Source organism: Shewanella oncorhynchi (assembly GCF_030848765.1).
GTDB lineage: Bacteria > Pseudomonadota > Gammaproteobacteria > Enterobacterales > Shewanellaceae > Shewanella > Shewanella oncorhynchi.
Genome location: NZ_CP132914.1, coordinates 1,449,916 through 1,470,974, shown reverse-complemented (window position 1 = coordinate 1,470,974; position 21,059 = coordinate 1,449,916). Strand labels below are relative to the sequence as shown.

Here is a 21,059-nt window from a genome sequence, read left to right as displayed (position 1 = left end):
TGGAGTCCTTTGTCGCGTTCTTTCTTGTTATCGGTCTCTCAATAGAGGAGCCAGCGTTCAATCGAACTACGACAAGGAAAGCTTTAGTTGCAGCTAAAGCCTGGGTCTCACATTACCCGAAACTGGAAATTATTTGTAATCAGGTGAGTTTATTATCCATACAAGCATAATCAATGATAGATTTAGAGCATTTTTATGTAAAAAAACAATTTTAGTTTAATAAAAAAGTATCAATTACGTTATTTTTATAATCTAAAGGCTAAATAACAACCATATTTAGCTTTGGCTAATGTTGTTAATAAAGATAATTATCTCACCACTTTTCACTCAAGCTTTGAGTCTCTCATTTAGCAAAATCAGTAATATTCTTTGGCAAATTTTCGAAACAGTTTTCAGGGAGATCACAGTCTCACCTGAACAGTTTAATGGTATGGCTGAGTAATCATTCCAAATTTAGAATATTGAACTTACAGTTTTGACTTAAGTTAGCTCGAATTACCTAACGCTTTTTACTCATAAAATATCAAACTTATCTTTCAAAATGGGAGCCAGACCACCATGTTGCAAAAATGTTTAATTAAAGTTTGCGTATGTTTGTGCCTGTTCTAGGCTTAAAAACGAATATACTCACTTAAAGGGCTTTTTTATGAAACATAAGCTTTCATTAGGTCTTTGCTCACTTTTGCTCAGCTCCACCGCCTATGCAGAAGTCAACATTTCAGGTTTTGCCTCAGTTGTTGCTGGTCAAGTTCTCGAAGGTTCGGGCGTTGCAGAGTTTGATTTAGGCCCCACCTTTCTCGCCGACTATCCACTCGTTGGCGCCTATGATGAAGATATTAGTTTCAAACCCGATACCTTATTTGGTATTCAATTCTCAGCGGATTTGCTCGAAGGTTTATCTGCCACTGCACAGGTTGTTTCCCGGGGGGCTGATGACTTTTCGGCAAGTTTCGAATGGGCTTATCTGTCCTATGAGATCAATGAGCATTGGACAGTACAAGGAGGTAAAAAACGCTTACCGCTCTACTATTACAGTGACTTTTTTGATGTTGGATATGCTTATCCTTGGGTACGTCCACCCGCAGATAATTACACATGGCAAATATTTAACTACACAGGTGTCAGCGCCTTATATAACTATTTAATTGGCGACTGGACTATGTCTGGACAAGTTTATTACGGTAGCGAAGATAGCGAACCTAATAAGCTTTTATCTGATTTTTTCTTCCTCGAAAATACCCGAGAAGTATGGAAGGATATAGGCGGTATTGTTGTTCAATTCAATAAAGATTGGTTAGATATTCGCCTCACGCATATGCAATATACTAACGAACGTTATATTGGTGGTATTCAGCAGGAATGGAATGGTAGCAACCAACGTACGGGTAAGTTTTATGGCCTATCCGTTAATATAGATTATGAGAATTTCCTTTTTTTATCTGAGCTTAACCGCTTAGATCTCGATGGGAGTAATCTAGATACTTATCTTCTCTCGTTCGGCTATCGTATCGATTCAGTGATGCCTTACATTTCCTATTCGGACTTCAATGATGGTGACGGCGGTGAAGTTCACCATACAAGTTCTGCAGGTATACGTTGGGATTTCCATCCTTCGGCGGCCTTTAAAATTCAGTATGATGACGTTAAAGATGACGGTGGCCCAGGGATGAAAGTCGCAGGGGATTCGAAATCCATCAGTCTTGGCATTGACTTAGTATTTTAGGAGAGAGAAATGAATAAGTTACTTTGCTTAATCCTACTCAGCTTAGTCTCAATGCCACTATTTGCTGGTGTGGTTGTCATCGTTCATCCCAGTAATGCAGACACTGTCGACCAAAAGGTTATTGAAAATATTTTTCTAGGGAAAACAAAGACTTTTCCTGATGGAGCGCAGGCCGTGCCGGTCAATCTTGACAGTGCAATGCCCTTAAGGGAAACCTTTGATACTAAAGTGCTGGGCAAGTCATCCAGCCAACTTAAGTCATATTGGTCACAAAAAGTATTTACAGGCAAAGGAACGCCACCCAAGGAAGTCACTAGTGGGGCGGAGATGATAAAATTAGTTGCATCGAACCCCAATATTATTGGCTATATTGATAGTAGTGAGGCCAATGATTCGGTAAAAGTTATTGCCGAGTTTTAGATTGGAGTGCCGAGCTCAAGCTCGGCACAACTTGGGGGCAAGGGATGAATTTCTTTAATGATATTTCTATTTTTAAAAAAGTTATCGCGATATTTATTTTAGCTGTCATCATTTTCGCTTTAAACTTAAGCATTAGTGTCATCTCCATAAATAAAAATCGCACCACACTTAATTATATGGAGCAGCAAGTTTACCAAAGAGTTGAACTCGCCAATCAAAACGTGTTTTTTATCCAACGACTCGATGAACTTTACACTCAATCGGTTTCTTTTGCCGACGAAGACCTGTTAACAAATGCAGGTACTATGTATGAATCTTTACGTAAAAACCTACAACAATTAGATAGTGTCGATCCCTCACAAGCCAATAAACTCAGCAATCTATCCGCTAAATTAACCCGCTATAACGACATGACGATTAAGCTGGCTAAAGGCATGTTGGCGGGTACGATTGATATGGCAAACATTGGTCAGATCAGCCAAGAAAAATCCCAAGCCTATGAAGCTGTACTTAATGAAATACAAGATTACAAACAAAGCAAAGTACTCGAATTTAAACAATCGATAAAAGAAGCTGGCGACAGATCTGCGCAGAGTTTGTGGCTCACCCTCTCCATAGGCATCGCTTTGCTGATCGTGATGTTGATTGTCACTATTGCCATAGCACGCGCTATCAGCTCATCTGCGCGTAATGTCGCCCAGTCACTGAGTGAGCTGGCCGATGGAAAAGGCGATCTTAGTCATCAGCTCAAAGTATCTGGTAGTGATGAACTCGGCCAAGTATCAAGTAACTTCAATCGATTTCTTCGCTTGCTCGGAGATTCTATTCGAAGGGTGGTGAATGTTACCGATCCCTTACTTGATAGCTCGCGCTCACTGAAACAGCGCATGGAAGATGCGACGCATGCCACCCAGCGGCAAAGCCATGATGCCAGCGCAGTACAAGTCTCAATGGAAGATATGCGTCACTCTGTCATCGAAATCTCGCAAAATGCCCGCCAAGCCGCCAGTGCAGCACAGGTCGCGGAGAAAGAAGCGATGCAAGGTATGACAGTCGTTCAGCGCACAATTGATATTTCACAGCAATTAAATACAGGAATTCAGGCGGCTTCTAACTCGATCAACGAGCTCGCCAGAGATACTGAAAATGTCACTTCTATCTTAAATGTGATTACCTCTATTGCCGAGCAAACCAACCTGTTGGCACTTAATGCCGCCATCGAAGCCGCCCGCGCGGGTGAGCAGGGACGAGGCTTTGCCGTAGTCGCTGATGAGGTCCGCGCTCTCGCCTCTAAAACAGCCGATGCAACCACTGAAATTCGCCATGTGTTACAAAACCTTAAAACGGCGGCCATTTCCTCGGTCAATACCATGAATGTGGCGATGTCGAAGTCATCTGAAAATGAAACCAATGCTCAAAATACAGGGAGTGCACTGAAATCAATTCAACAACAAATTGTCAGTATCAATAGTATGAATACTCACATCGCCTCAGCAACGGAGGAGCAAGCCTCGGTTGCTTCTCAAGTGGTCGATAACGTCGTCAATATGAATGCTTCATTTGAACAGACATTGCAAATTCTGTCGCAGGTTCGCAATGTTTCTGAGGGATTAGTCGATTTTGCCGATGAACTGAAAAACGCCACATCTCAATTCAAACTTTGACCATAGAGCATTATCGAGATGATTGCCCAACATAGAAAACCGGTATTGAGTTTACACTTAATACCGGTTTTTTAATTCCTTAAAGCTTATCTTTTTGTACCACTTTATCCGTGTTAACTAAACGCTAAGAAGGGGGATACGCACAGCAATAAGCCTGTGATAATAATGATATACAGCGACACGCCCTTGTACTTATGTAATGCAGGTACTTGGTACACTAAATAAGCGGGTATCAAACAACCGACTAAACCAAAAATTGGACTACAAATCGACGTAAAGCTCAGCACTGGCGCATTCAACACAATCGCGCCCCAAGATAATAGAATGGTAAAAATCATGATGCCGTAACCCACAAGCTTTTTGTTGATACGATCTTCAGGCATATAACGGCGCAGCATGTTCATGGTCAATCCTTGGCAAGCTTCCCTAAAACCAAGATATACGCCAAAGTAAGCCGTCATCACCGCAAAAATATTCAAGGTTAAACTCAGCAATTTCAGTGTTTGTCCCTGCATACCTTGGGCAACCATAGCAAGAGCCGAGATATTTTCTTCCGATGCACGCACGGCCTGATCATGTCCCATTGCTAGGGTGAATGACACGGCATAAAAGAACACCACGACAAACAAGACGCCAAAGGCAATATTCATAGCGCGCATCGCTTTAAAGCGCGCTACCGCAAGGGATTTTTCCCGCGAACGGTATGAAATCACCATAGGGCTTAAACTTTGAATAAACAGAATCGATGTTAGCGTAAAGGGCAGCATAACGACCGCATCTTTCAACCAATCTCCCGTTGCTGGGATAGCGCCGATATTATTGATATCCCATTTATCCACCATCAATAACCCTAGCACTGCGACAACGCCCAACTTAGTCAGTACCATAAAAGTAGAGATCTTAAACAAAAGATTCTCACCGCGGGAGGCTAAAGCAACAAGACCGCAGATCAAGGCTAAACCATAGAAAGGATTTTCTGACAATAACGCTTTGGTGACCCCAAAACTTTGCAAAAATGAGGCGCTGTCGTTTGTAATGGCCGTTGAATAAACGAACACCCAAATGACCAGCATGATGAAATACAAACCACCCAACAACATACCCCAGTTTTTACCTAAGTAACCCGAAATCACACTCGGGTAATCCTTACATTCTGGAGATTCCGCTAAGGTATTGATAAACAACCGTTGGAACATATACATGGCAGGATAGCCAATAATGCCAGACAGTAAGAAAACCCATAACCCCATCAAACCGACCTGCACAGGCAAGAATACGATCCCCGCGCCAATCGCCATTCCGATACTCATGATAATCCAGCCCCAATCCGTACTATCGAAGCGGGTATCTGCTTTCCACTGTGCAGCAGTAATTGTTGCATCCATCATTTCACCTTTACCTAGTTGGCATTATTTTGTGCAAATATATTTGAACAAAACAAACTCAGCAATCAAAATACTCAACTTTTGTTGAACAAAGAGTTAAAGCTCACAACTTGACTGAAAACGAGATAAATAGCGCACAAACTGCTGTGACAAATGAAATTCATTAAAAAATAATTGCAATAAAACATAAAAATACAAATAATGTTGCACATATGCCGACCTAGGCATTCAATTTTATTTGCAAGTTGGAGAGACTATGAAAACCATTATTCACGCAGAACGTGCACCCGCGGCCATTGGCCCTTATTCCCATGGCACAGCCTATGGCAACCTCATTTTTACCTCTGGCCAACTCCCAGTTTGTAAAAAGAAAGGCAGCGTAGTTGACGGTGGGATTACTGAGCAATCGATTCAATCATTAGAGAATCTCAAATACGTACTCGAAGCGGGTGGTGGCAGCTTAGAAACGATTCTTAAAACCACTTGTTATCTTGCAGAGATCAATGACTTTGCCGCCTTTAACGAAGTGTATAAAACCTATTTTAAAACCGACTGCCCAGCTCGTAGCTGTTTTGCAGTGAAGGACCTTCCGCTGGGCGTTAAAGTAGAAGTTGAAGCGATAGCACACGTTAAAATCTAAGCATTAACATAAGGTTGTAAGCTCATGAAACCCCAATGGCAGCAGTATATTCAAATCATTAAACAAGTGGTTAAGCCCGCATTAGGCTGCACGGAGCCCATCGCCGCCGCTTACGCCGCCGCCGTCGCCCGCGCCTTGCTGGGTGTTGAACCCGATTCAATTGCAGTACAAGTGTCTGACAATCTTTATAAAAACTCTATGGGCGTGTTTGTACCTGGCACTGGCAAAATCGGTCTGGCAATTGCCGCTGCAGCAGGCGCCATTGCAGGTAATCCTGATGCGGGCTTAGAAGTATTGGCCGTGATCACACCAGAACAAGTCGCCAGAGCACAGGCCCTTATCGATGCGGGCAAAGTAACGGTTGAGCGCACCGAAACAGCAGAATTTATCTATTGTTGTGTCATCGCGAAAAAAGGCGACCGCGAAGCCCTAGTGAAAATCTGCGGCGGCCATACGCTTATTGCCGAAAAGCGCCTCAACGGCGAATCCGTCTTTAGTGTCGATAGTGCGAAAGCCACCGCAACAGGTTCTATTTGTGAAGGGGTAGATATCACTATCGAGTCCATTTATCGCTTCGCCGAAGAAGTCCCCTTCGAAGAGATCAAATTCATCCTCGAAGCCTCTGAGCTAAACGGCAAATTATCCGATGAAGGCATGGCGAATCCCTATGGGCTGGAAGTCGGCCGCACCATGAAAAGCGGCATAGCCGCAGGCATTATCGGTGAAGACTTACTGAACAAAATCGTCATGTTAACTGCTGCAGCATCCGATGCTCGCATGGGCGGGGCAAACTTGCCCGCCATGAGTAATCTTGGCAGTGGTAATCAAGGCATAGCGGCAACTATCCCTGTGGTATTGACGGCACAATGCTATAAGGTTTCAGAAGAAAAACTCGCCCGCGCCTTGATTATGAGTCATCTAGGGGCGATTTATATCAAGTCCCATTATCCACCACTGTCGGCATTTTGTGGCAATACCGTCACCAGCGCAGCCGCTTCTATGGCCATGGTATATTTAGCTGGTGGCTCGTTCGAACAATCCTGTTTCGCGATTCAAAACGTGATCAGCGACAGCTCTGGTATGGTATGTGACGGCGCTAAAGCGTCCTGCGCCATGAAGGTTAGCACTTCATCCAGTGCGGCCGTGCGCTCATTTTTGATGGCGCTCAGTAGTCACAATGTCTCAGGCCAAGGTATTATTGCTACCGATGTAGAGAAAACCATTAAAAACATTGGCAAAATGATCCTCAATGGCATGTCATCCACAGATGTCACTATTATCGATATTATGTCGGCATGATGATTTTAACCCGCTGAATATTGGCGGGTTAATAACTAAAGGTTGAAATTGTGAAACTGCAAGATTTAACGCAAAGTGATCTGGATATTCTGAAATCCATCGAAAATATCGTCGATGGCATCGCTGCCATGTATGGTCAACACACAGAAGTGGTATTGCACAGCCTAGATGCGAAACATCCGTCTGTGGTCAAAATTGCCAATGGCCATGTCACAGGCCGTGAAGTCGGAGCTCCAATAACCAACCTTGCCTTGCTCAAGCTCAAAACCGGTCAGGATATTTCCAACTCTTACCTGACTAAATGTGCCAATGGTAAGACGCTAAGATCAATTACGACGGTGATCCGTAACAGTAAAAATCAACCCATAGGGTTACTGTGTATTAACAGCGACATGGATGCACCACTGCAATCAGTACTGCGCACTATGATGCCAGAGCAACTCCTTGGCAGCGAACTGACCAGCTCGCCCGAGGTGTTTGCCCGCAATATCGATGAAGCGCTCCATAGCACTATCGACAGTGTGAACCATGAGGTTCGCGCGAATCCCGCGATTTCACCTTCACAAAAGAGTCGCGAAATCGTCAATCAATTGCATGAGTTAGGGATTTTCGAACTCAAGGACAGTGCCCAAGTCGCGGCCACTCGATTGGGGATTTCAGTGCATTCGATTTATCGCTATCTGCGGGAAATCAAAGCCAATCAAGCTTAAAGCGAGAAAAAACTCGCCTAAATAGAAAGGGCTAAGGTGTAAATAACCTTAGCCCTTTCGTTTTATTATTTTTGCACTTGTGATTGCGCTTGTTATTGCGCAGCTCGTCCGCTAAAGCCCATCATATTCCATGCCTGCACTGTGCCATCGGCCATTAAAGCAATGGCATCGAGCAAATTACTACGAATGTCGCGCATTTGGCTCAAATCAACGGCTTGTTTATCTAATGTTAACGCAGCCTCGCCTCCCATCCACACCGCAATCGAACCATCTTGACGTTTAACCGTAAACCCTAAGCCTGTCGGGAAAATATCCTTTGCTTGGGTGATTTCAGTTTTGGGTCCAGAGTGGCCATCAACCACAGTGCCATCCTGTTTTAAAAAGGCAAACTCCCGCTCATAGGTCACCACTTTGCTCACCTGAGTGACTTCTTGATAACGTGGCTGCTTGTCTACCAAGTCCCAACCTTCCCAAGCAATGGCCGTATTATCCTTGCGTAGCGCGACAAAACCCTCCTCAAAGGGATAAACCTTGTGCACTTTTTGCAACTTATCCTGTAGGACTGATGTATCGGCACCATTGAATTTACTGCCCCATACGTGCAGTTGACGACTGATGGTTAAGGCGGCAAACGCGCCACGATTTGCATAAATATCAATCACTTTATTGGCGCGTTTTGTAGTAGATAAACGCGCTGGAAACGCGACATGATACTCAGTCAATTCGCCCTCACCCCAGGTATATACGCTGCCATCCGCCAGCAGCGCCGCAAACCCATGATCCGTGTTGACAACTTTCACGGCAGGCGCTAATTGGCTGAGTTTTGCCAGTTGTTCGCGGCCTTTTTGATCATCGCTGACCCCGCCCCAAGACACTAATTTCCCCGTCGCAGTCCTCGCGGTAAAAGCATTATTGTTGGCATAGAGCAGATCGACATGGTTAAGCTCAGAGGCCACGTGGCGACTATCACCACCATAAGCGGCATCGCCCCAAGTCACTACTGCTCCCCCCAGCTTTAAGGCAGCAAAGGCACCTTTATTAATCAACACAAAATCAATATTGGTCATCGCAGGCGCAGCATATTGACCCGAGAGCAGTTCGGCTGGTGTTGAATCCAGATTAGACCAACTGACTACACTACCATCTTGTTTGATGGCCGCATAAAGCCCTTCTGCCAACACAAAAGAACGAACGCCTGTCAGCACTTGCTTCATCCCCATCCCCCAAGGGATAAGTTTGTCATCACGGGTTAAGGCCGCAAAACCACAGGTATTCTCCGCCGCGTATAACTCTTTTACATTGACCAGAGGCTCTGCGGCATTATTGATATCGCCACCACATTCAGCATCGCCCCATGCCACCACAGTACCGTCTTGCTTGAGTGCTGCAAATGCACTGAGATTACTGTAGATTTGACTCACTTGGGCTAACTGGGCGGGCATAGGGATTTTGGTAGAATCGTCGGCCACCTCAAGATTGCTCGGGATGGACGTTAATGCATTATTCGCGGTGGATGGTGATCTGTGAGCCAAGATGGTGTCAGAAATTTGCTGTTTTAATTCGGGCGATATATCAGAATCCTGTTTATCTATGAGTAAGTTAACCACATGACCCAAAGCAAAAATCGCCAGCGCCACACCGCCCCACGAGACCTGTTTTTTATCCACAAGTATATCCTTATCGTAACTGCAAACTCTCACTGAGTTTAAACTAGAACATAACGTCGACTGAGTACGCTAAATGTGAACTGTGATTGTAACCAAAACAGGGCTAAAATGACATTGCCCTAAAGTCGAAAGCTGGCCTGATTCAAGTAAGATGAGCATATGAGCAAAAAATAAAAGCAGCGTATCTCGCTGCTTTTATTGGATATGATGTTGAGGTAACAAAGGGCTAATCTCTTTTGCCCACTTTCTCTACCCCCCAAACCAGTGCAATCGCCGCTAACATACACACAATGGCGAACAGCAGTTGTGAAGGCTGACCCGTTACTTGCTCAAAATTAAGCGGGGAAATATTTTGCTCCAGTAAAGGTACTTGTTCGCCGTGAGAGTTGGTCCGCCAAGTTAAAATTTCTTTCCATGGCCAAATTTTACCTAAGGTACCTAACATTAATCCGGTTAGAAACACGATAGTGGCATCATGGTATTTACGCAGCAGCGCCGACAATAAATGGCTGAACGTCAGTAATCCCATCACGGCACCAGCAGCAAAACAGGCCAAAATATCCAGCTGAATATTTTTAGCGGCTGCGAGGACCACAGGATATAACCCCAACAATAATAAGATGAAACTGCCTGAAATTCCCGGCAATACCATAGCGCAAATCGCAATCGCGCCGCCGAAAAAGATATTCATGTAACTGGCTTCTACCGCGACCGGATTCAGTACAGTAATCGCCCATGCAGCCAGCACACCAAGCGCAAATAACCCTAAACGTGCCACAGTGAAACCACTCACTTGCTTAAGCATATGCACGACAGAGATAAGAATAAGCCCAAAAAAGAACGACCAGATCGGGATGGGATGTACCGCCAACAACCAAGAAATCAGCTTAGCAAAGGTAAAAATACTGGTCAGGATCCCCGCCAGCAGACTCACTAAAAAGCCACCATTAATATGGGCAAATGCCCCTTTTATGCCCTGCGACTTGATTACGCCCCAAAGGGAAGGATTAATGCGTTTTACACTATCGAGCAAAGTATCGAGAATACCCGTAATAAACGCTATGGTGCCGCCCGAAACGCCAGGCACAACATCAGCAGCGCCCATGGCCATTCCCTTAAAATACGTCAGCAAATATTTCACTGTGAGTCCTTGTAGTTAAATCAACATGCCATTGCCGCTACACGACAAATTGGCCGCAATTATACGGTGTTACACTTAAAACCGCGAAATGAAGTTTACTTAATTAAGCCGACTGGTATTTGTTGTTATCCTAATGTTAAACTCATCCGACCAGAGCAACCCAAGCTCAACTTGGAACAGGCTCAAAATAACAACACCCCTTTGCACCATTATTAAGGATAACCATGAGCCAGACAGACTCTTCTAGCACTGCAGAACAAAAACCTAATAAAGTGCTCGCGCTCTACCACAAAACTCGCCGTTATCCCTTCGGCCAAAAACTGTTTTCAATCATGGTTTCACGCATGGCGCCCTATTTCGGCACCATCAAACCACTGATCACTGAATTACGCCTTAATCATTGCGCCTGTTTAATTAAAAAACGCCATGCCGTTCATAATCATATAAAAACAGTGCATGTGATTGCGATTTGTAATGGTCTAGAAATGGCCATGGGCGTGATGGCCGAAGCCTCTATTCCAAAACATTTACGTTGGATCCCTAAGGGCATGAGTTTGGATTATACGGCTAAAGCAGGCAGCGATATTTTATGTGTCGCCGAAGTGACACCAGAGCAATGGACTCCCGGCGATATGCTGGTCCCCGTCACCGCCTACGACACCCAAGGAGTGGTTGTGGTGAAAGGACATATCAAATTGTGGATTTCAGAAAAACCGCAAAAATAAACGCTTTGAATCAAGACTTACACTTAATGTCAGCATTTAAAAAGGGAGCTTTGCTCTAATGCCGTTCACTTAAGAGTGAACGGCATTTTTCTTTGGTCTAACCGGGAACTTGTTTTTGCTCATTTTAAGAACTCGTGGATATGCCCTTTCCCGTTTACCATCCAGCTTAAATTGCCGTGCATTTCGTTCTATATCCAATACGTCTCTCGGGATATTCCCCGGTGTTTGTGATGACAGTTGTGTCAACTTGAAGATGATATAACTCGCCGCATCTCGAAAACTCAGTTGATTGGGGTGGACCGATGGCAAGCTTTTAGCCATCAGCAACATCTTATATCTAATGAGATTATAGGCCAGTAGCACGCCCCATAACTCTTGAGTCACCAGCTCCGGTAGTTGACTGCGGAGCGTAAAACGGCTCTCCAGTAGATGTTGCTTCATCTCTCTGTAGCCCAGTTCTATTTCCCATCGATGGGCATATAAGTCGACGATGTCTTCGCTGGGGTAACGCATCGGGTCTGTCAACGAGGTCAAAATGGCGACTGGCTTACCTTTCACTGTCTTAGTCAATAAACGCGCTTCAAGAGTTTCAGGCAGCTGCGGCCATTTCTTTCTGGCCTGAGGTGTAGTGGTGAGTTTCACCCACTGATCATGCTTTCCTAGCGTTCGCACCACCTCATATTGAGTGCCTTTCTTCAATGGCAACAACCAGTGGCTATCAGGTTGCGCTTGCTGCCAAGCGTGTAACAGGCCGAGCGAGTAAAATCCTCGGTCAAATAGGGTTAGGCTGTAATTGGGAATGCTAGGAATGAGCTGGGATGCTAAGTTCATTTCATTTTCGGCAACCGAATCAAAGGCGCTGTTGACCAACAAATGGCTGCTTAATTCCATCAAGCAAACCATGCGAATTTGCGGATAAGCAGCTTCGCCTGAAGCGTTTGCGGTACGCGCAAAGGCGGCTTGATTTTGGACACTATCGGGTGTCCGCCACACTACACCGTCAACACCATACAAGTTAAGGCCGCACCAATGAGGATGTTCAGCTCTCGCGTGCCAGGTATTGGCGCTGCGACTAAATACTTCTCTAATAACCTCACTGCCCAATCGTTTACGCGCCTGAGTCACGGCGCTGCGTGCAACATAATCAATCTCTTGCGGCAAAACAATGTCGAGTTTGTTGATGAGTGACCGAACAGATTCCCCTCGGAACAAAGCCATTCCGATAACGGCCCAAATCATCGCGTCCATCGGCAATTTACGCCGTCTTAACGTCGCAACGCCCTGAGAGTCTAGGCAAGATTGAATTAACTCAGGTTCTAACACATCTGCTAAGCAGGTGAATTCGGTTAGGCGGGTAATATGAGTACGGGCGAGTGCTTCTGAGAGTTGCATAAAAAAATCCGATGACATGAGGTCATCGGATTTTGATCTTTTCAGCGAGATCGTCAAGCGATCTGTCTTAACTGATCGGCATTAGAGCTTTGCTCCCTTTACTTTTTAACCTCCCGCCGTATTTCGCAAAAACATTCAGTTAACTGAATTGTGCGGCGCCTTGCTCACTCACGTTTAAGTACGAACTGTCAGATACGAGCTTTTAAAATCGCAGCCTATCGCAATAGAGCTGCACAGTGATGCACAGTGATGCAAAATATTAAGCAAAATGACTTGCGGTAAAACGCTCAATTAAACGGATAAAGTCGGCTTCAGCAAGCTTGGCACATTTTAAGGTTTGTTCATGGGATAACTGCACGTCCCCCAATCCTTCTGCCATATTGGTAATAGCGCACACAGCCAACACGGGCAAACCACAATGCGCCGCCGAAATCACCTCTGGCACCACGGACATTCCCACTACATCGCCACCGATAATTTGCATCATGCGGATTTCAGCCGCGGTTTCAAAACACGGGCCAGAGTAAGACACAAAGACCCCTTGATTCACTTCAATGCCTGCGGCTTTTGCGACACTTAAGGCTTCTACTCTCAGATCTTTATCATAAGCATTGGCTAGGCTAAAAAAGCGTGGGCCGTAGTTATCATCATTTGCGCCCGTCATGGGCGTACCCGGCATAGTATTGATGTGATCGCTGAAAATCACTAATGATCCCACGCCGATCCGCTCTGGCCGTAATGACCCCGCAGCGTTAGTCACGAGTAACAATTCACACCCTAAACGTTTGAAAGTACGCACAGGCGTCGTCATCACCTTCATGCTTTGATGCTCGTAAAAATGCCCGCGGCCTTTCATGCACACGATATCGATGCCATGTAAGCTGCCGAGCACGAGCTCTCCCGAGTGGCCGACGACGGTACTCACAGGAAAACCGTCTAACTCTTCATAGGGGATCACCACTTTATTATCTAAATTATCGGCAAACGCGCCAAGCCCTGAGCCCAAAATCATAGCAGCACGGGGTGAGAAATTCGGTTTACGGGCTCGAATCGTCGCAAGGGCATTAATAACGGGATCATGGCTCATACAAGGTACCTCATAGCAAGGGAATGAAAGAGTAAGCGACCCTCAGTATAAGCGGGCTTAGGGTTGCAAATAATCGCGATTAATCGCACTATTGTGCTGATAAAAATGACAATAACTAGACAATGGTGAACCTAAGATGAGCAAGATAAACGCACCTGAACTCGTCACCTTGAAGATGTTGCGGTATTTCCATCGAGTGGCTGAAGTGAAAAACTTTACCGCTGCCGCCGAGCAACTGCATTTATCGAAATCTCCGCTGAGCGCACAAATCAAAGAGTTAGAATCGCTCCTTGGCGTTGAGCTGTTCACCCGCAGCACTCGTCAGGTCGAACTCACGCCCTATGGCCAATTGTTAAGAGAGAAGTGCGAACAAATATTCGAGCTGGTGAATACCTCATTGGAACAAGTGGCTCAGCTTGGGCGACTCGATAGAAACCATATTCGGATTGGCATCATGAGCTCGCTGTTTTGGATGGGATTTGGTGACATACTGAAAAGCTTTCGTAAGCAATGCCCTGATAATGAGCTGATATTTCAAGAGTTATCACCTGAAACTCAAAAAGTCGCCTTAGCACATCAAGAAATCGATTTTGGCCTAGTGCGCTACGCCGACACCTTAAATTTGCCGCACCTTCTCGCCGAAACCATCACCAGCGAACCTATGGTGTTAGCACTGGCAAGTAAGCATCCCTTAGCCAGACGTAAAAGCATCGACTTGAGTGAACTCAAAGATGAGCCTTTTACCTTACTCAGCCGTGCCAATTCCGCCTCTAGCGATTTGATTATCGCCAGCTGTCAGGCCGCAGGATTTATGCCGCAATTAGTACAGGAAATGGTCGAGCCCAATAGCTTGATGGCCATCATCGCTGGCGATAACAGGGTATCCATAGTGCCACAAAGTTATGCATCACAGCCTTGGCCTAGGGTAAAGTTTATTACATTAAAACAAACCATCCCCGCCGATATCTGCCTGATTTATCGGCCAGAAATGGCTTCGCTGCCAATTATCGACAGCCTGAGGAACTTATTGAAGCAACAAATTAAAACCATTTAGATTGTCTCCCAAACGAGTGCTATGCTGAGTGCAATACTCAGGGTTCATATTTTAAGGATATCAAGATGGATGAATTTTTAGCGGCAGCCATTGAAGAAGCCAAACAAGGACTCGCCGAGGGCGGCATCCCCATTGGTTCGGTATTAGTGATCGATGGCAAAATCGTCGGGCGCGGCCACAATAAACGGGTACAAAAAGGCAGTTCAGTACTGCATGCAGAAATGGATTGTCTCGAAAATGCCGGCCGATTTAGCGCCGCCGAGTACCAAAGGGCGACCTTGTATTCCACCCTATCGCCCTGCGATATGTGCAGCGGCGCAGTATTACTTTATGGCATACCAAAAGTCATCGTGGGTGAAAACGCTACCTTCCAAGGGCCTGAAGCCTATGTAAAATCCCGCGGTGTGGATGTCACTGTGGTCGATAATGCCGAGTGCAAACAATTGATGCAGGACTTTATCGCTAGTAATCCAACACTTTGGAACGAAGATATCGGCGAGTAATGGTTCGACAGTCTTCTCAATCCGTTTTTGCTTTTTTGTATTTCACTTTTTACGTTGGCGCTAGTTCACTTTCTACCTTTCCTGTATTTTACTTTTTGTGTTGACTGTATTTCATTGGGGGCTAGCGCCTGCTAGGCTAGCCCTCCCAAATTCCAGTGAAAAGTGGAACATGTCTACTAGCGAAAGGAACTCAGCTAACGTGTCAGCCAACTTACCTAAAGACCCTTGGTCAAGATCAGACTCCACGCAGCCTGTTGTAATGACTATACCCGCACAGCGTAATGCCAACCTCGATGCTATTCGCGGCTTAGCTGTGTTGGGGATATTTTTTATGAATATCTATTTTATGGGCATTACTTTTTTTGGCTATGCGCCCCATGAAACACAGCCGCTGTCGGATCACATTATCAAAGTGTTCAGTAACTTTTTCATCGAGGCACGCTTTATCAGTCTATTTTCCATCCTGTTTGGTGTCGGGCTTTTTATTCAATATCAGCGATTTAGCGCCAAAGGCCTAGAAGCTTATCCCCTACTGCGAACACGTTTAAAATGGTTAATTGTATTTGGCCTACTCCACGGCATTTTTATTTGGTCAGGTGATATTTTGTTCACCTATGGCATCAGCGGATTTTTAGCTTTGTGTTACAAAGATTTAAGTATTGAAGCCCTTAAGCGCAAAGCGAATATTTTTATTTTAAGCGCCTTAGTTATCATTACGCTGGTTAGCCTTACGGGCAGCGATGAACCTTTCACTCGAGAATCGAGTCTATTTGCAGAGCAATACAGTGCATGGACCTCTGGCTATGCCGACCAACTGTTACTGCAATTGATGCAAGTTGGCTATATGGCACTGGTGATCCCTTTTACCATAATGTGGTTTACGGCTGGCTTGATGTTGCTCGGCATGGCCTTGTATCAACAGGGGACTTTTGAGCGGGGGTTTAGCAAATCGGTACTGGTAAAGTTAGTGCTAGCAAGCGTAACGCTATCACTGCTTGATACCATCTTAGGTTTAACGAAAAATACTATTCTCGTTGCGTTTTCAGATGTATTAATCATGCTAAGTGCTATTCCTATGGCGCTGATTTACATCCATATTATAGTTAAGGTTTGCCAGAATAATCCTAATATACTGACTCCGCTGCAAAATGTTGGCAAACTCGCATTTAGTCTCTATATTCTGCAATCCATCGTTGGCGTGTTAGTGTTTAGACACTTAGCTCCCGAATTGCTATTGAGCTTAGATAGATGGGGATACATGGCCATGGCGCTGGTTTATTCAGTAGTGCAATTACTGTTAGCCAGCGTGTACTTACGCTATTTCAAGCAAGGGCCGCTGGAGAAACTGTGGCGCCACCTCACATTTAAAAAATACACGGCATCACAAGAACACAAGCAAGCTTAAAAACACTGACACGAGATTGATACCAGATAATGACAAACAAAAAACCTACCAAAACGGGCAACAGCGCTTCACCTCAAACCAATCACCCGCAAAAGAATCGAGCACAAAGCGGTCGCGCTCAAAAATCCAATACAGCCGCTTCAGGCTCAAGCCTTATGCCGCTGTTATTGGTGGTGATTTTTCTTGCTGGCTTAATCGGCGCAGCGCAGCAACATATGCTGCCAGTCGGGATTGCGGGCATGTACCTCACACTAAGCCTGCTCACCTTTATCGCCTATGCCATCGATAAATCCGCCGCTAAACGTAATAAATGGCGCACTAAAGAAAGCACATTACATCTGCTCGCCCTCATGGGCGGTTGGCCCGGCGCTCTATTTGCCCAAAACCTGTTAAGACACAAGTCCGTTAAAGCCTCATTTAGAAACGTCTTTTGGCTCACCGTTGTCGCTAACTTAGCCGTGCTGGGTTATGGCATAAAAACCGGCGCCGTAGATATGTTTATCTAATGCTCTTATTTAAGGGCTTTTATACAAAGGCTTTTATATGAGGCGCCTTATCTAAGAATCGCTATCTGAGAGTGGCAGTCTAAGCAGCATGAGTCGCGGTATCGATCAGTTGATCAACCACAGACAACGCCAGCAGTGCAGACTGAGTGTCACCTTTTAATTGCGCCGACACTATCGCACCCTCTTTGAGTAAACCTATTGCCGCAACGAGAAATTGGGTCTTGGCTTCTGGCAAGCCCAATGCCGATACTTGCTGTTCAATTAAACTCGCCACTCGCAGTTTATGCAGGGCGCAGAGTTGGTGCACTGGATGACTCGGCTCAGTAAATTCGGCGCTGACATTGATAAAAAAACAGCCGCGAAACTCACACAGTTGCGGCACTCTTTGATTAAACCAATCATCGAGCGCGATAAATAACCCACCAATGCCCTCCCGTCCCGCTGGCAATGCGTTCACTCGCTCGCTAAGCCATTGATAAAATACCTCATCACGATAGCGAACCACGGCTTCAACTAACTCATCTTTACTGGCAAAGTGGTGGTACAGGGTCTTTTTGGCGATCGCCGATTCCTGCAAAATCTGGTTAATCCCCACCCCATGCACACTTTGAAAATAAAACAGTTTAAATGCGGTAGTGACCAATTGCTGCCGTTTATCCGATGGCGTACCTGCCTGAATCTCAGTGCCCTGCATCAACTCATTCCTCTTCTTTGGTAAACATTCGTTAGCAAATCTTAGCTAACAAATATGAGTCCTATCTTCTCATGAGTAGACAAGTCAGTCTACTCGTGAGAACATTCACATCGGTAGACAAATCTGTCTACTTCGATAGCTGAATTAAGTTAATAGTGAAATCAAGAGTGAACACGGAACACCACAGCATGTTAGCGGCGATGGTTTGCCTGAGCATTCACGTCCACAATTCATGATCAAAATAAGGGCTTAACACAAGCCATTAATGGGAGAAAAGATGCAAAGAATCAATCCACAGAATCTAAAGATGGCCTTGCTCGCTGGGTGTGGAGCCATGTTGTGTATCAGTAGTTTAGCGGCGCTTGAACAGCTAACACCGCAAACCATTTGGTTGATGGCCCCCTTTGGTGCCACTATGGTGTTGTTGTTTGCCTTGCCAGAAAGTCCACTCGCTCAACCGAGAAACATTCTCTGCGGCCACTTACTCACGAGTTTGGTTGGACTGATCATTCTAAATACTTTAGGAGTCTCCCCGCTAGCCTTAGGGCTTGCGGTCGGATTAGGCATAGCGGTTATGATGCTAACCCATACTGTGCATCCACCCGCGGGAGCGAATCCTCTGGTCGTTATGCTCACGGCGCAGCACTGGGATTTTCTGTATATGCCCGTCGCCAGTGGTGTTGCGCTCATTCTGGCTTTTGGTTGGCTGTATCACAACTTAGTTTGCCGCCGGCAATACCCACAAAAGTGGTTTTAATCATTCATCGCCAATAAAAAAGGGCAATTTTAAATTGCCCTACACTTTCTCTAAAATACAAAATTGGCTGTCACTTTGCCTTTAGAACCAACTCAACGCGATACTGATAATCACGCCTGTGATCATCAATTGCATTAAACAAAAGCCCATAATATCCCGCGCTTTTAAGCCTGCAATCGCCAGCACGGGCAGTGCCCAGAAAGGTTGAATCAAATTAGTCCACGCATCTCCCCAAGCAACGGCCATTGCGACCCGAGCGACATCTGCACCTAAAGCCTGTGCGGCGGGTAACATAATCGGTGCCTGTACCGCCCATTGGCCACCTCCCGATGGCACAAAAATATTCACAATTCCTGCACTGATAAAGCTCCAAAATGGCAGGCTCTCGGCGCTAGCGATGGCCACAAAACCTTCCGAAATACTTTGGGCTAAACCCGATTGCACCATCACAGCCATAATGCCCGCATAAAAGGGAAATTGGATAACAATCCCTGCGCCGCCCTTAATGGCCTCATTCAAGCTGGTTAATAAACTGCGTGGTGTTTGATGTAACAGTATGGCGAGGAATAAAAATAAGAAGTTCACTAAATTGAGGTTTAAGCTGCCGCCCTTCACCCAAAAGTAATAACCTAAATATACAAGCCCAGCGCCACCGACGCTCCAGCCGAGTAAACGACTATTTTCTAACTTATCCGCAGGACGGCTTTCAGGCTGACGCTCGCTCATATTTGCAGGGTTAAGCTCTAACGCCGAAGAATCAAGTTCGGCGTCTTTGTCATCAAGGGCGCTTGGGTCAACATAAACACTGTCCTTATCTTCAGGCAACATAAAGCGATTCACTAAGGGCATGACCACAAACAGAATTGCCACTAACAATAAATTATAACTCGCGAAAATGGTGTCACTGGTGGGGATGATACCGATTTGCGATTCAGAGAAATGCCCCACCGTCGCTATGGTTAATGGGATCGAACCCGCAAGCCCACCATGCCAAACCACAAAGCCGGAATAGGCGCTGGCGACCAGCAGCCGATAATCCACTTTCACTTTGCGAGCTAAGGCTTTGGCAAATAACGCGCCCACCACTAGCCCAAAACCCCAGTTAATCCAACTGGCGGCCAGTGACACCAAAGTCACTAAAATAATGGCTTGTGGTGCCGACTTAGCCAATCCAGCAATGGCATCGAGCAGCTTTTTAATCGGCGGGGAGCTTGCCAACATAAATCCTGCCACCAGCACTAACAGCATCTGCATCGAAAAACTTAACAGCGTCCAAAAGCCATCACCCCAATAATTGATGACTTCCAGCGGGGTTTTATGTTCGGCGACCACAGCAGCAATTAATACGACTAAGGTAAGTAAAAGCACGAAAATATAGGGATCGGGTAGATATCGGTCGACGAGTTTGACCAAAGGTTTTGCCGCTTTGTTTAACATAGACTTTCCTTGTTTATTATCTGAACTAAAACGTCAACACGCCCTAGTTCTTATTTGTTTTTATTGAATTTTTATTGAGTCTTAAGCCCACAGATTAAGCGATCTCTAAAGCAGGATAAAGTCTTGAGGGAGTTTTTAACGGTTTGAACTGGTAGCACCAGATATCCAGCTCAACGCACACGCGAGTGCCGATAGCATCTGATGCTAAAAAACTGATAATATGGCAAAAATTAACTAAGGTGCTCTTTATATGAAAATGTTACTTGCCGTTGTGGTGATTGCTGGGGTGATTTTTTACTTCTTTACCTCGATGAACGGCCAAAAAGCCGCCCAAGAAAATATCCGTTTAGGCAATGAGTTTTTAACACAAAACAAAACCAAAGAAGGTGTGATCACCACAGCTTCAGGTTTGCAATATCAAGTATTAACTCAGGGCGATGGCACAGTTCATCCTAAAGCCAGCGATACAGTGACAGTCCATTACCATGGCACTTTGATTGACGGTACTGTGTTTGACAGTTCGGTTGATCGCGGCGAACCCATCGCATTTCCGCTTAATCGGGTGATTAAAGGTTGGACCGAGGGCGTACAGCTTATGGTTGTTGGCGATAAAATGCGGTTTTTTATTCCCAGTGAACTCGCCTACGGTAACCGTAGCACGGGCAAGATTGGTGGTGGTTCTGTGTTAATATTTGATGTGGAACTGCTTAAGATTGATTAAATCAGTCTTCAATGAGTCTGTCTTAACGCATTCGGCTGTATTCATAAAAAAACCTAACGCTTAATAAAGAAAAAAGCCCTGAAACTTCGCAGGGCTTTATTTTTTAACCAATAACATCAAAATTTGGGA

The 21,059-nt window shown here is 45.3% G+C and carries 20 protein-coding genes; 13 read left to right on the top strand and 7 right to left on the bottom strand.

The features are described 5' to 3' along the window. Positions 1 to 646 precede the first annotated feature (646 nt). Genes RA178_RS06615 through RA178_RS06605 form a run of 3 tightly spaced genes read left to right on the top strand, consistent with a single transcriptional unit; the run spans position 647 to position 3,807 of the window. Positions 647 to 1,723 carry a porin gene (locus RA178_RS06615; protein ID WP_306684992.1) on the top strand — a complete coding sequence of 359 codons (1,077 nt, stop codon included), beginning with the start codon at positions 647 to 649 and terminating at the stop codon, positions 1,721 to 1,723. Positions 1,724 to 1,732: 9 nt separating this feature from the next. After that, positions 1,733 to 2,143 (top strand): type 2 periplasmic-binding domain-containing protein, encoded by a 411-nt coding sequence (locus RA178_RS06610; protein ID WP_306684991.1) that lies wholly within the window; start codon positions 1,733 to 1,735, stop codon positions 2,141 to 2,143. 44 nt (positions 2,144 to 2,187) lie between these two features. Further along, positions 2,188 to 3,807: a methyl-accepting chemotaxis protein gene (locus tag RA178_RS06605; protein ID WP_168823013.1), complete on the top strand. Its 1,620-nt coding sequence runs from the start codon at positions 2,188 to 2,190 to the stop codon at positions 3,805 to 3,807. 113 nt (positions 3,808 to 3,920) lie between these two features. Here RA178_RS06605 and RA178_RS06600 read toward each other — a convergent pair whose 3' ends face one another. After that, the gene (locus RA178_RS06600) at positions 3,921 to 5,192 is read right to left on the bottom strand and encodes an SLC5/6 family protein (protein WP_028761316.1); all 1,272 of its coding nucleotides are present in this window, start codon (positions 5,190 to 5,192) and stop codon (positions 3,921 to 3,923) included. A gap of 256 nt (positions 5,193 to 5,448) precedes the next feature. On the opposite strand from RA178_RS06600, the gene RA178_RS06595 reads away from it, so the two are divergent. Genes RA178_RS06595 through RA178_RS06585 form a run of 3 tightly spaced genes read left to right on the top strand, consistent with a single transcriptional unit; the run spans position 5,449 to position 7,841 of the window. Continuing rightward, on the top strand, positions 5,449 to 5,832 hold the full coding sequence (locus RA178_RS06595) for a RidA family protein (RefSeq protein WP_028761317.1): 384 nt from the start codon (positions 5,449 to 5,451) through the stop codon (positions 5,830 to 5,832). 24 nt (positions 5,833 to 5,856) lie between these two features. Then, positions 5,857 to 7,131 (top strand): L-cysteine desulfidase family protein, encoded by a 1,275-nt coding sequence (locus tag RA178_RS06590; protein WP_286992768.1) that lies wholly within the window; start codon positions 5,857 to 5,859, stop codon positions 7,129 to 7,131. Positions 7,132 to 7,181: 50 nt separating this feature from the next. Continuing rightward, a complete protein-coding gene (locus tag RA178_RS06585) occupies positions 7,182 to 7,841 on the top strand; it encodes a helix-turn-helix transcriptional regulator (RefSeq protein ID WP_113939392.1) in 660 nt (219 codons plus the stop codon). A 92-nt stretch (positions 7,842 to 7,933) separates the two neighbouring features. On the opposite strand, the gene RA178_RS06580 is transcribed toward RA178_RS06585, so the two are convergent. Both RA178_RS06580 and RA178_RS06575 read right to left on the bottom strand, forming a co-directional pair. Further along, positions 7,934 to 9,508, bottom strand: a complete 1,575-nt coding sequence (locus tag RA178_RS06580; RefSeq protein ID WP_306684990.1) for an RCC1 domain-containing protein — start codon at positions 9,506 to 9,508, stop codon at positions 7,934 to 7,936. 226 nt (positions 9,509 to 9,734) lie between these two features. Then, positions 9,735 to 10,649, bottom strand: a complete 915-nt coding sequence (locus RA178_RS06575) for a polyprenyl-phosphate transporter (protein WP_306684989.1) — start codon at positions 10,647 to 10,649, stop codon at positions 9,735 to 9,737. A gap of 224 nt (positions 10,650 to 10,873) precedes the next feature. On the opposite strand from RA178_RS06575, the gene RA178_RS06570 reads away from it, so the two are divergent. Next, positions 10,874 to 11,374, top strand: a complete 501-nt coding sequence (locus tag RA178_RS06570; protein WP_198573750.1) for a hotdog fold domain-containing protein — start codon at positions 10,874 to 10,876, stop codon at positions 11,372 to 11,374. Between the two features lie 69 nt (positions 11,375 to 11,443). On the opposite strand, the gene RA178_RS06565 is transcribed toward RA178_RS06570, so the two are convergent. Beyond that, a complete protein-coding gene (locus RA178_RS06565; RefSeq protein WP_306682614.1) occupies positions 11,444 to 12,766 on the bottom strand; it encodes an IS4-like element ISSba6 family transposase in 1,323 nt (440 codons plus the stop codon). Positions 12,767 to 13,025: 259 nt separating this feature from the next. Next, a complete protein-coding gene (gene xapA / locus RA178_RS06560; protein WP_306684988.1) occupies positions 13,026 to 13,853 on the bottom strand; it encodes a xanthosine phosphorylase in 828 nt (275 codons plus the stop codon). A 136-nt stretch (positions 13,854 to 13,989) separates the two neighbouring features. On the opposite strand from xapA, the gene RA178_RS06555 reads away from it, so the two are divergent. From RA178_RS06555 to RA178_RS06540, 4 genes are all read left to right on the top strand, one after another. Then, positions 13,990 to 14,907, top strand: coding sequence for a LysR family transcriptional regulator (locus RA178_RS06555; protein ID WP_306684987.1), 918 nt, complete (start codon positions 13,990 to 13,992; stop codon positions 14,905 to 14,907). Between the two features lie 65 nt (positions 14,908 to 14,972). Continuing rightward, on the top strand, positions 14,973 to 15,410 hold the full coding sequence (locus RA178_RS06550; RefSeq protein WP_028761325.1) for a nucleoside deaminase: 438 nt from the start codon (positions 14,973 to 14,975) through the stop codon (positions 15,408 to 15,410). 199 nt (positions 15,411 to 15,609) lie between these two features. After that, positions 15,610 to 16,815, top strand: a complete 1,206-nt coding sequence (locus tag RA178_RS06545; RefSeq protein WP_306684986.1) for a DUF418 domain-containing protein — start codon at positions 15,610 to 15,612, stop codon at positions 16,813 to 16,815. 29 nt (positions 16,816 to 16,844) lie between these two features. Beyond that, the gene (locus RA178_RS06540) at positions 16,845 to 17,321 is read left to right on the top strand and encodes a DUF1294 domain-containing protein (RefSeq protein WP_306684985.1); all 477 of its coding nucleotides are present in this window, start codon (positions 16,845 to 16,847) and stop codon (positions 17,319 to 17,321) included. Between the two features lie 79 nt (positions 17,322 to 17,400). On the opposite strand, the gene RA178_RS06535 is transcribed toward RA178_RS06540, so the two are convergent. Further along, positions 17,401 to 18,015: a TetR/AcrR family transcriptional regulator gene (locus RA178_RS06535; RefSeq protein ID WP_306684984.1), complete on the bottom strand. Its 615-nt coding sequence runs from the start codon at positions 18,013 to 18,015 to the stop codon at positions 17,401 to 17,403. 277 nt (positions 18,016 to 18,292) lie between these two features. On the opposite strand from RA178_RS06535, the gene RA178_RS06530 reads away from it, so the two are divergent. Further along, positions 18,293 to 18,772 (top strand): HPP family protein, encoded by a 480-nt coding sequence (locus tag RA178_RS06530; protein WP_306684983.1) that lies wholly within the window; start codon positions 18,293 to 18,295, stop codon positions 18,770 to 18,772. Positions 18,773 to 18,853: 81 nt separating this feature from the next. On the opposite strand, the gene RA178_RS06525 is transcribed toward RA178_RS06530, so the two are convergent. Then, on the bottom strand, positions 18,854 to 20,209 hold the full coding sequence (locus RA178_RS06525) for a short-chain fatty acid transporter (protein ID WP_306684982.1): 1,356 nt from the start codon (positions 20,207 to 20,209) through the stop codon (positions 18,854 to 18,856). A gap of 250 nt (positions 20,210 to 20,459) precedes the next feature. Here RA178_RS06525 and bamJ point away from each other — a divergent pair, with 250 nt between their 5' ends. Then, a complete protein-coding gene (gene bamJ, locus RA178_RS06520) occupies positions 20,460 to 20,930 on the top strand; it encodes a BamJ family beta-barrel-assembly machinery protein (protein WP_028761331.1) in 471 nt (156 codons plus the stop codon). The last annotated feature ends 129 nt before the right edge of the window (positions 20,931 to 21,059 follow it).

What these genes read in the sequence shown, in the direction of transcription:
- RA178_RS06525 (WP_306684982.1), bottom strand. Translation starts at nt 20,209, where the DNA reads ATGTTAAACAAAGCGGCAAAACCTTTGGTCAAACTCGTCGACCGATAT.
- xapA (WP_306684988.1), bottom strand. Translation starts at nt 13,853, where the DNA reads ATGAGCCATGATCCCGTTATTAATGCCCTTGCGACGATTCGAGCCCGT.
- RA178_RS06610 (WP_306684991.1), top strand. Translation starts at nt 1,733, where the DNA reads ATGAATAAGTTACTTTGCTTAATCCTACTCAGCTTAGTCTCAATGCCA.
- RA178_RS06600 (WP_028761316.1), bottom strand. Translation starts at nt 5,192, where the DNA reads ATGGATGCAACAATTACTGCTGCACAGTGGAAAGCAGATACCCGCTTC.
- RA178_RS06565 (WP_306682614.1), bottom strand. Translation starts at nt 12,766, where the DNA reads ATGCAACTCTCAGAAGCACTCGCCCGTACTCATATTACCCGCCTAACC.
- RA178_RS06530 (WP_306684983.1), top strand. Translation starts at nt 18,293, where the DNA reads ATGCAAAGAATCAATCCACAGAATCTAAAGATGGCCTTGCTCGCTGGG.
- RA178_RS06540 (WP_306684985.1), top strand. Translation starts at nt 16,845, where the DNA reads ATGACAAACAAAAAACCTACCAAAACGGGCAACAGCGCTTCACCTCAA.
- RA178_RS06535 (WP_306684984.1), bottom strand. Translation starts at nt 18,015, where the DNA reads ATGCAGGGCACTGAGATTCAGGCAGGTACGCCATCGGATAAACGGCAG.
- bamJ (WP_028761331.1), top strand. Translation starts at nt 20,460, where the DNA reads ATGAAAATGTTACTTGCCGTTGTGGTGATTGCTGGGGTGATTTTTTAC.
- RA178_RS06605 (WP_168823013.1), top strand. Translation starts at nt 2,188, where the DNA reads ATGAATTTCTTTAATGATATTTCTATTTTTAAAAAAGTTATCGCGATA.
- RA178_RS06550 (WP_028761325.1), top strand. Translation starts at nt 14,973, where the DNA reads ATGGATGAATTTTTAGCGGCAGCCATTGAAGAAGCCAAACAAGGACTC.
- RA178_RS06615 (WP_306684992.1), top strand. Translation starts at nt 647, where the DNA reads ATGAAACATAAGCTTTCATTAGGTCTTTGCTCACTTTTGCTCAGCTCC.
- RA178_RS06595 (WP_028761317.1), top strand. Translation starts at nt 5,449, where the DNA reads ATGAAAACCATTATTCACGCAGAACGTGCACCCGCGGCCATTGGCCCT.
- RA178_RS06590 (WP_286992768.1), top strand. Translation starts at nt 5,857, where the DNA reads ATGAAACCCCAATGGCAGCAGTATATTCAAATCATTAAACAAGTGGTT.
- RA178_RS06555 (WP_306684987.1), top strand. Translation starts at nt 13,990, where the DNA reads ATGAGCAAGATAAACGCACCTGAACTCGTCACCTTGAAGATGTTGCGG.
- RA178_RS06570 (WP_198573750.1), top strand. Translation starts at nt 10,874, where the DNA reads ATGAGCCAGACAGACTCTTCTAGCACTGCAGAACAAAAACCTAATAAA.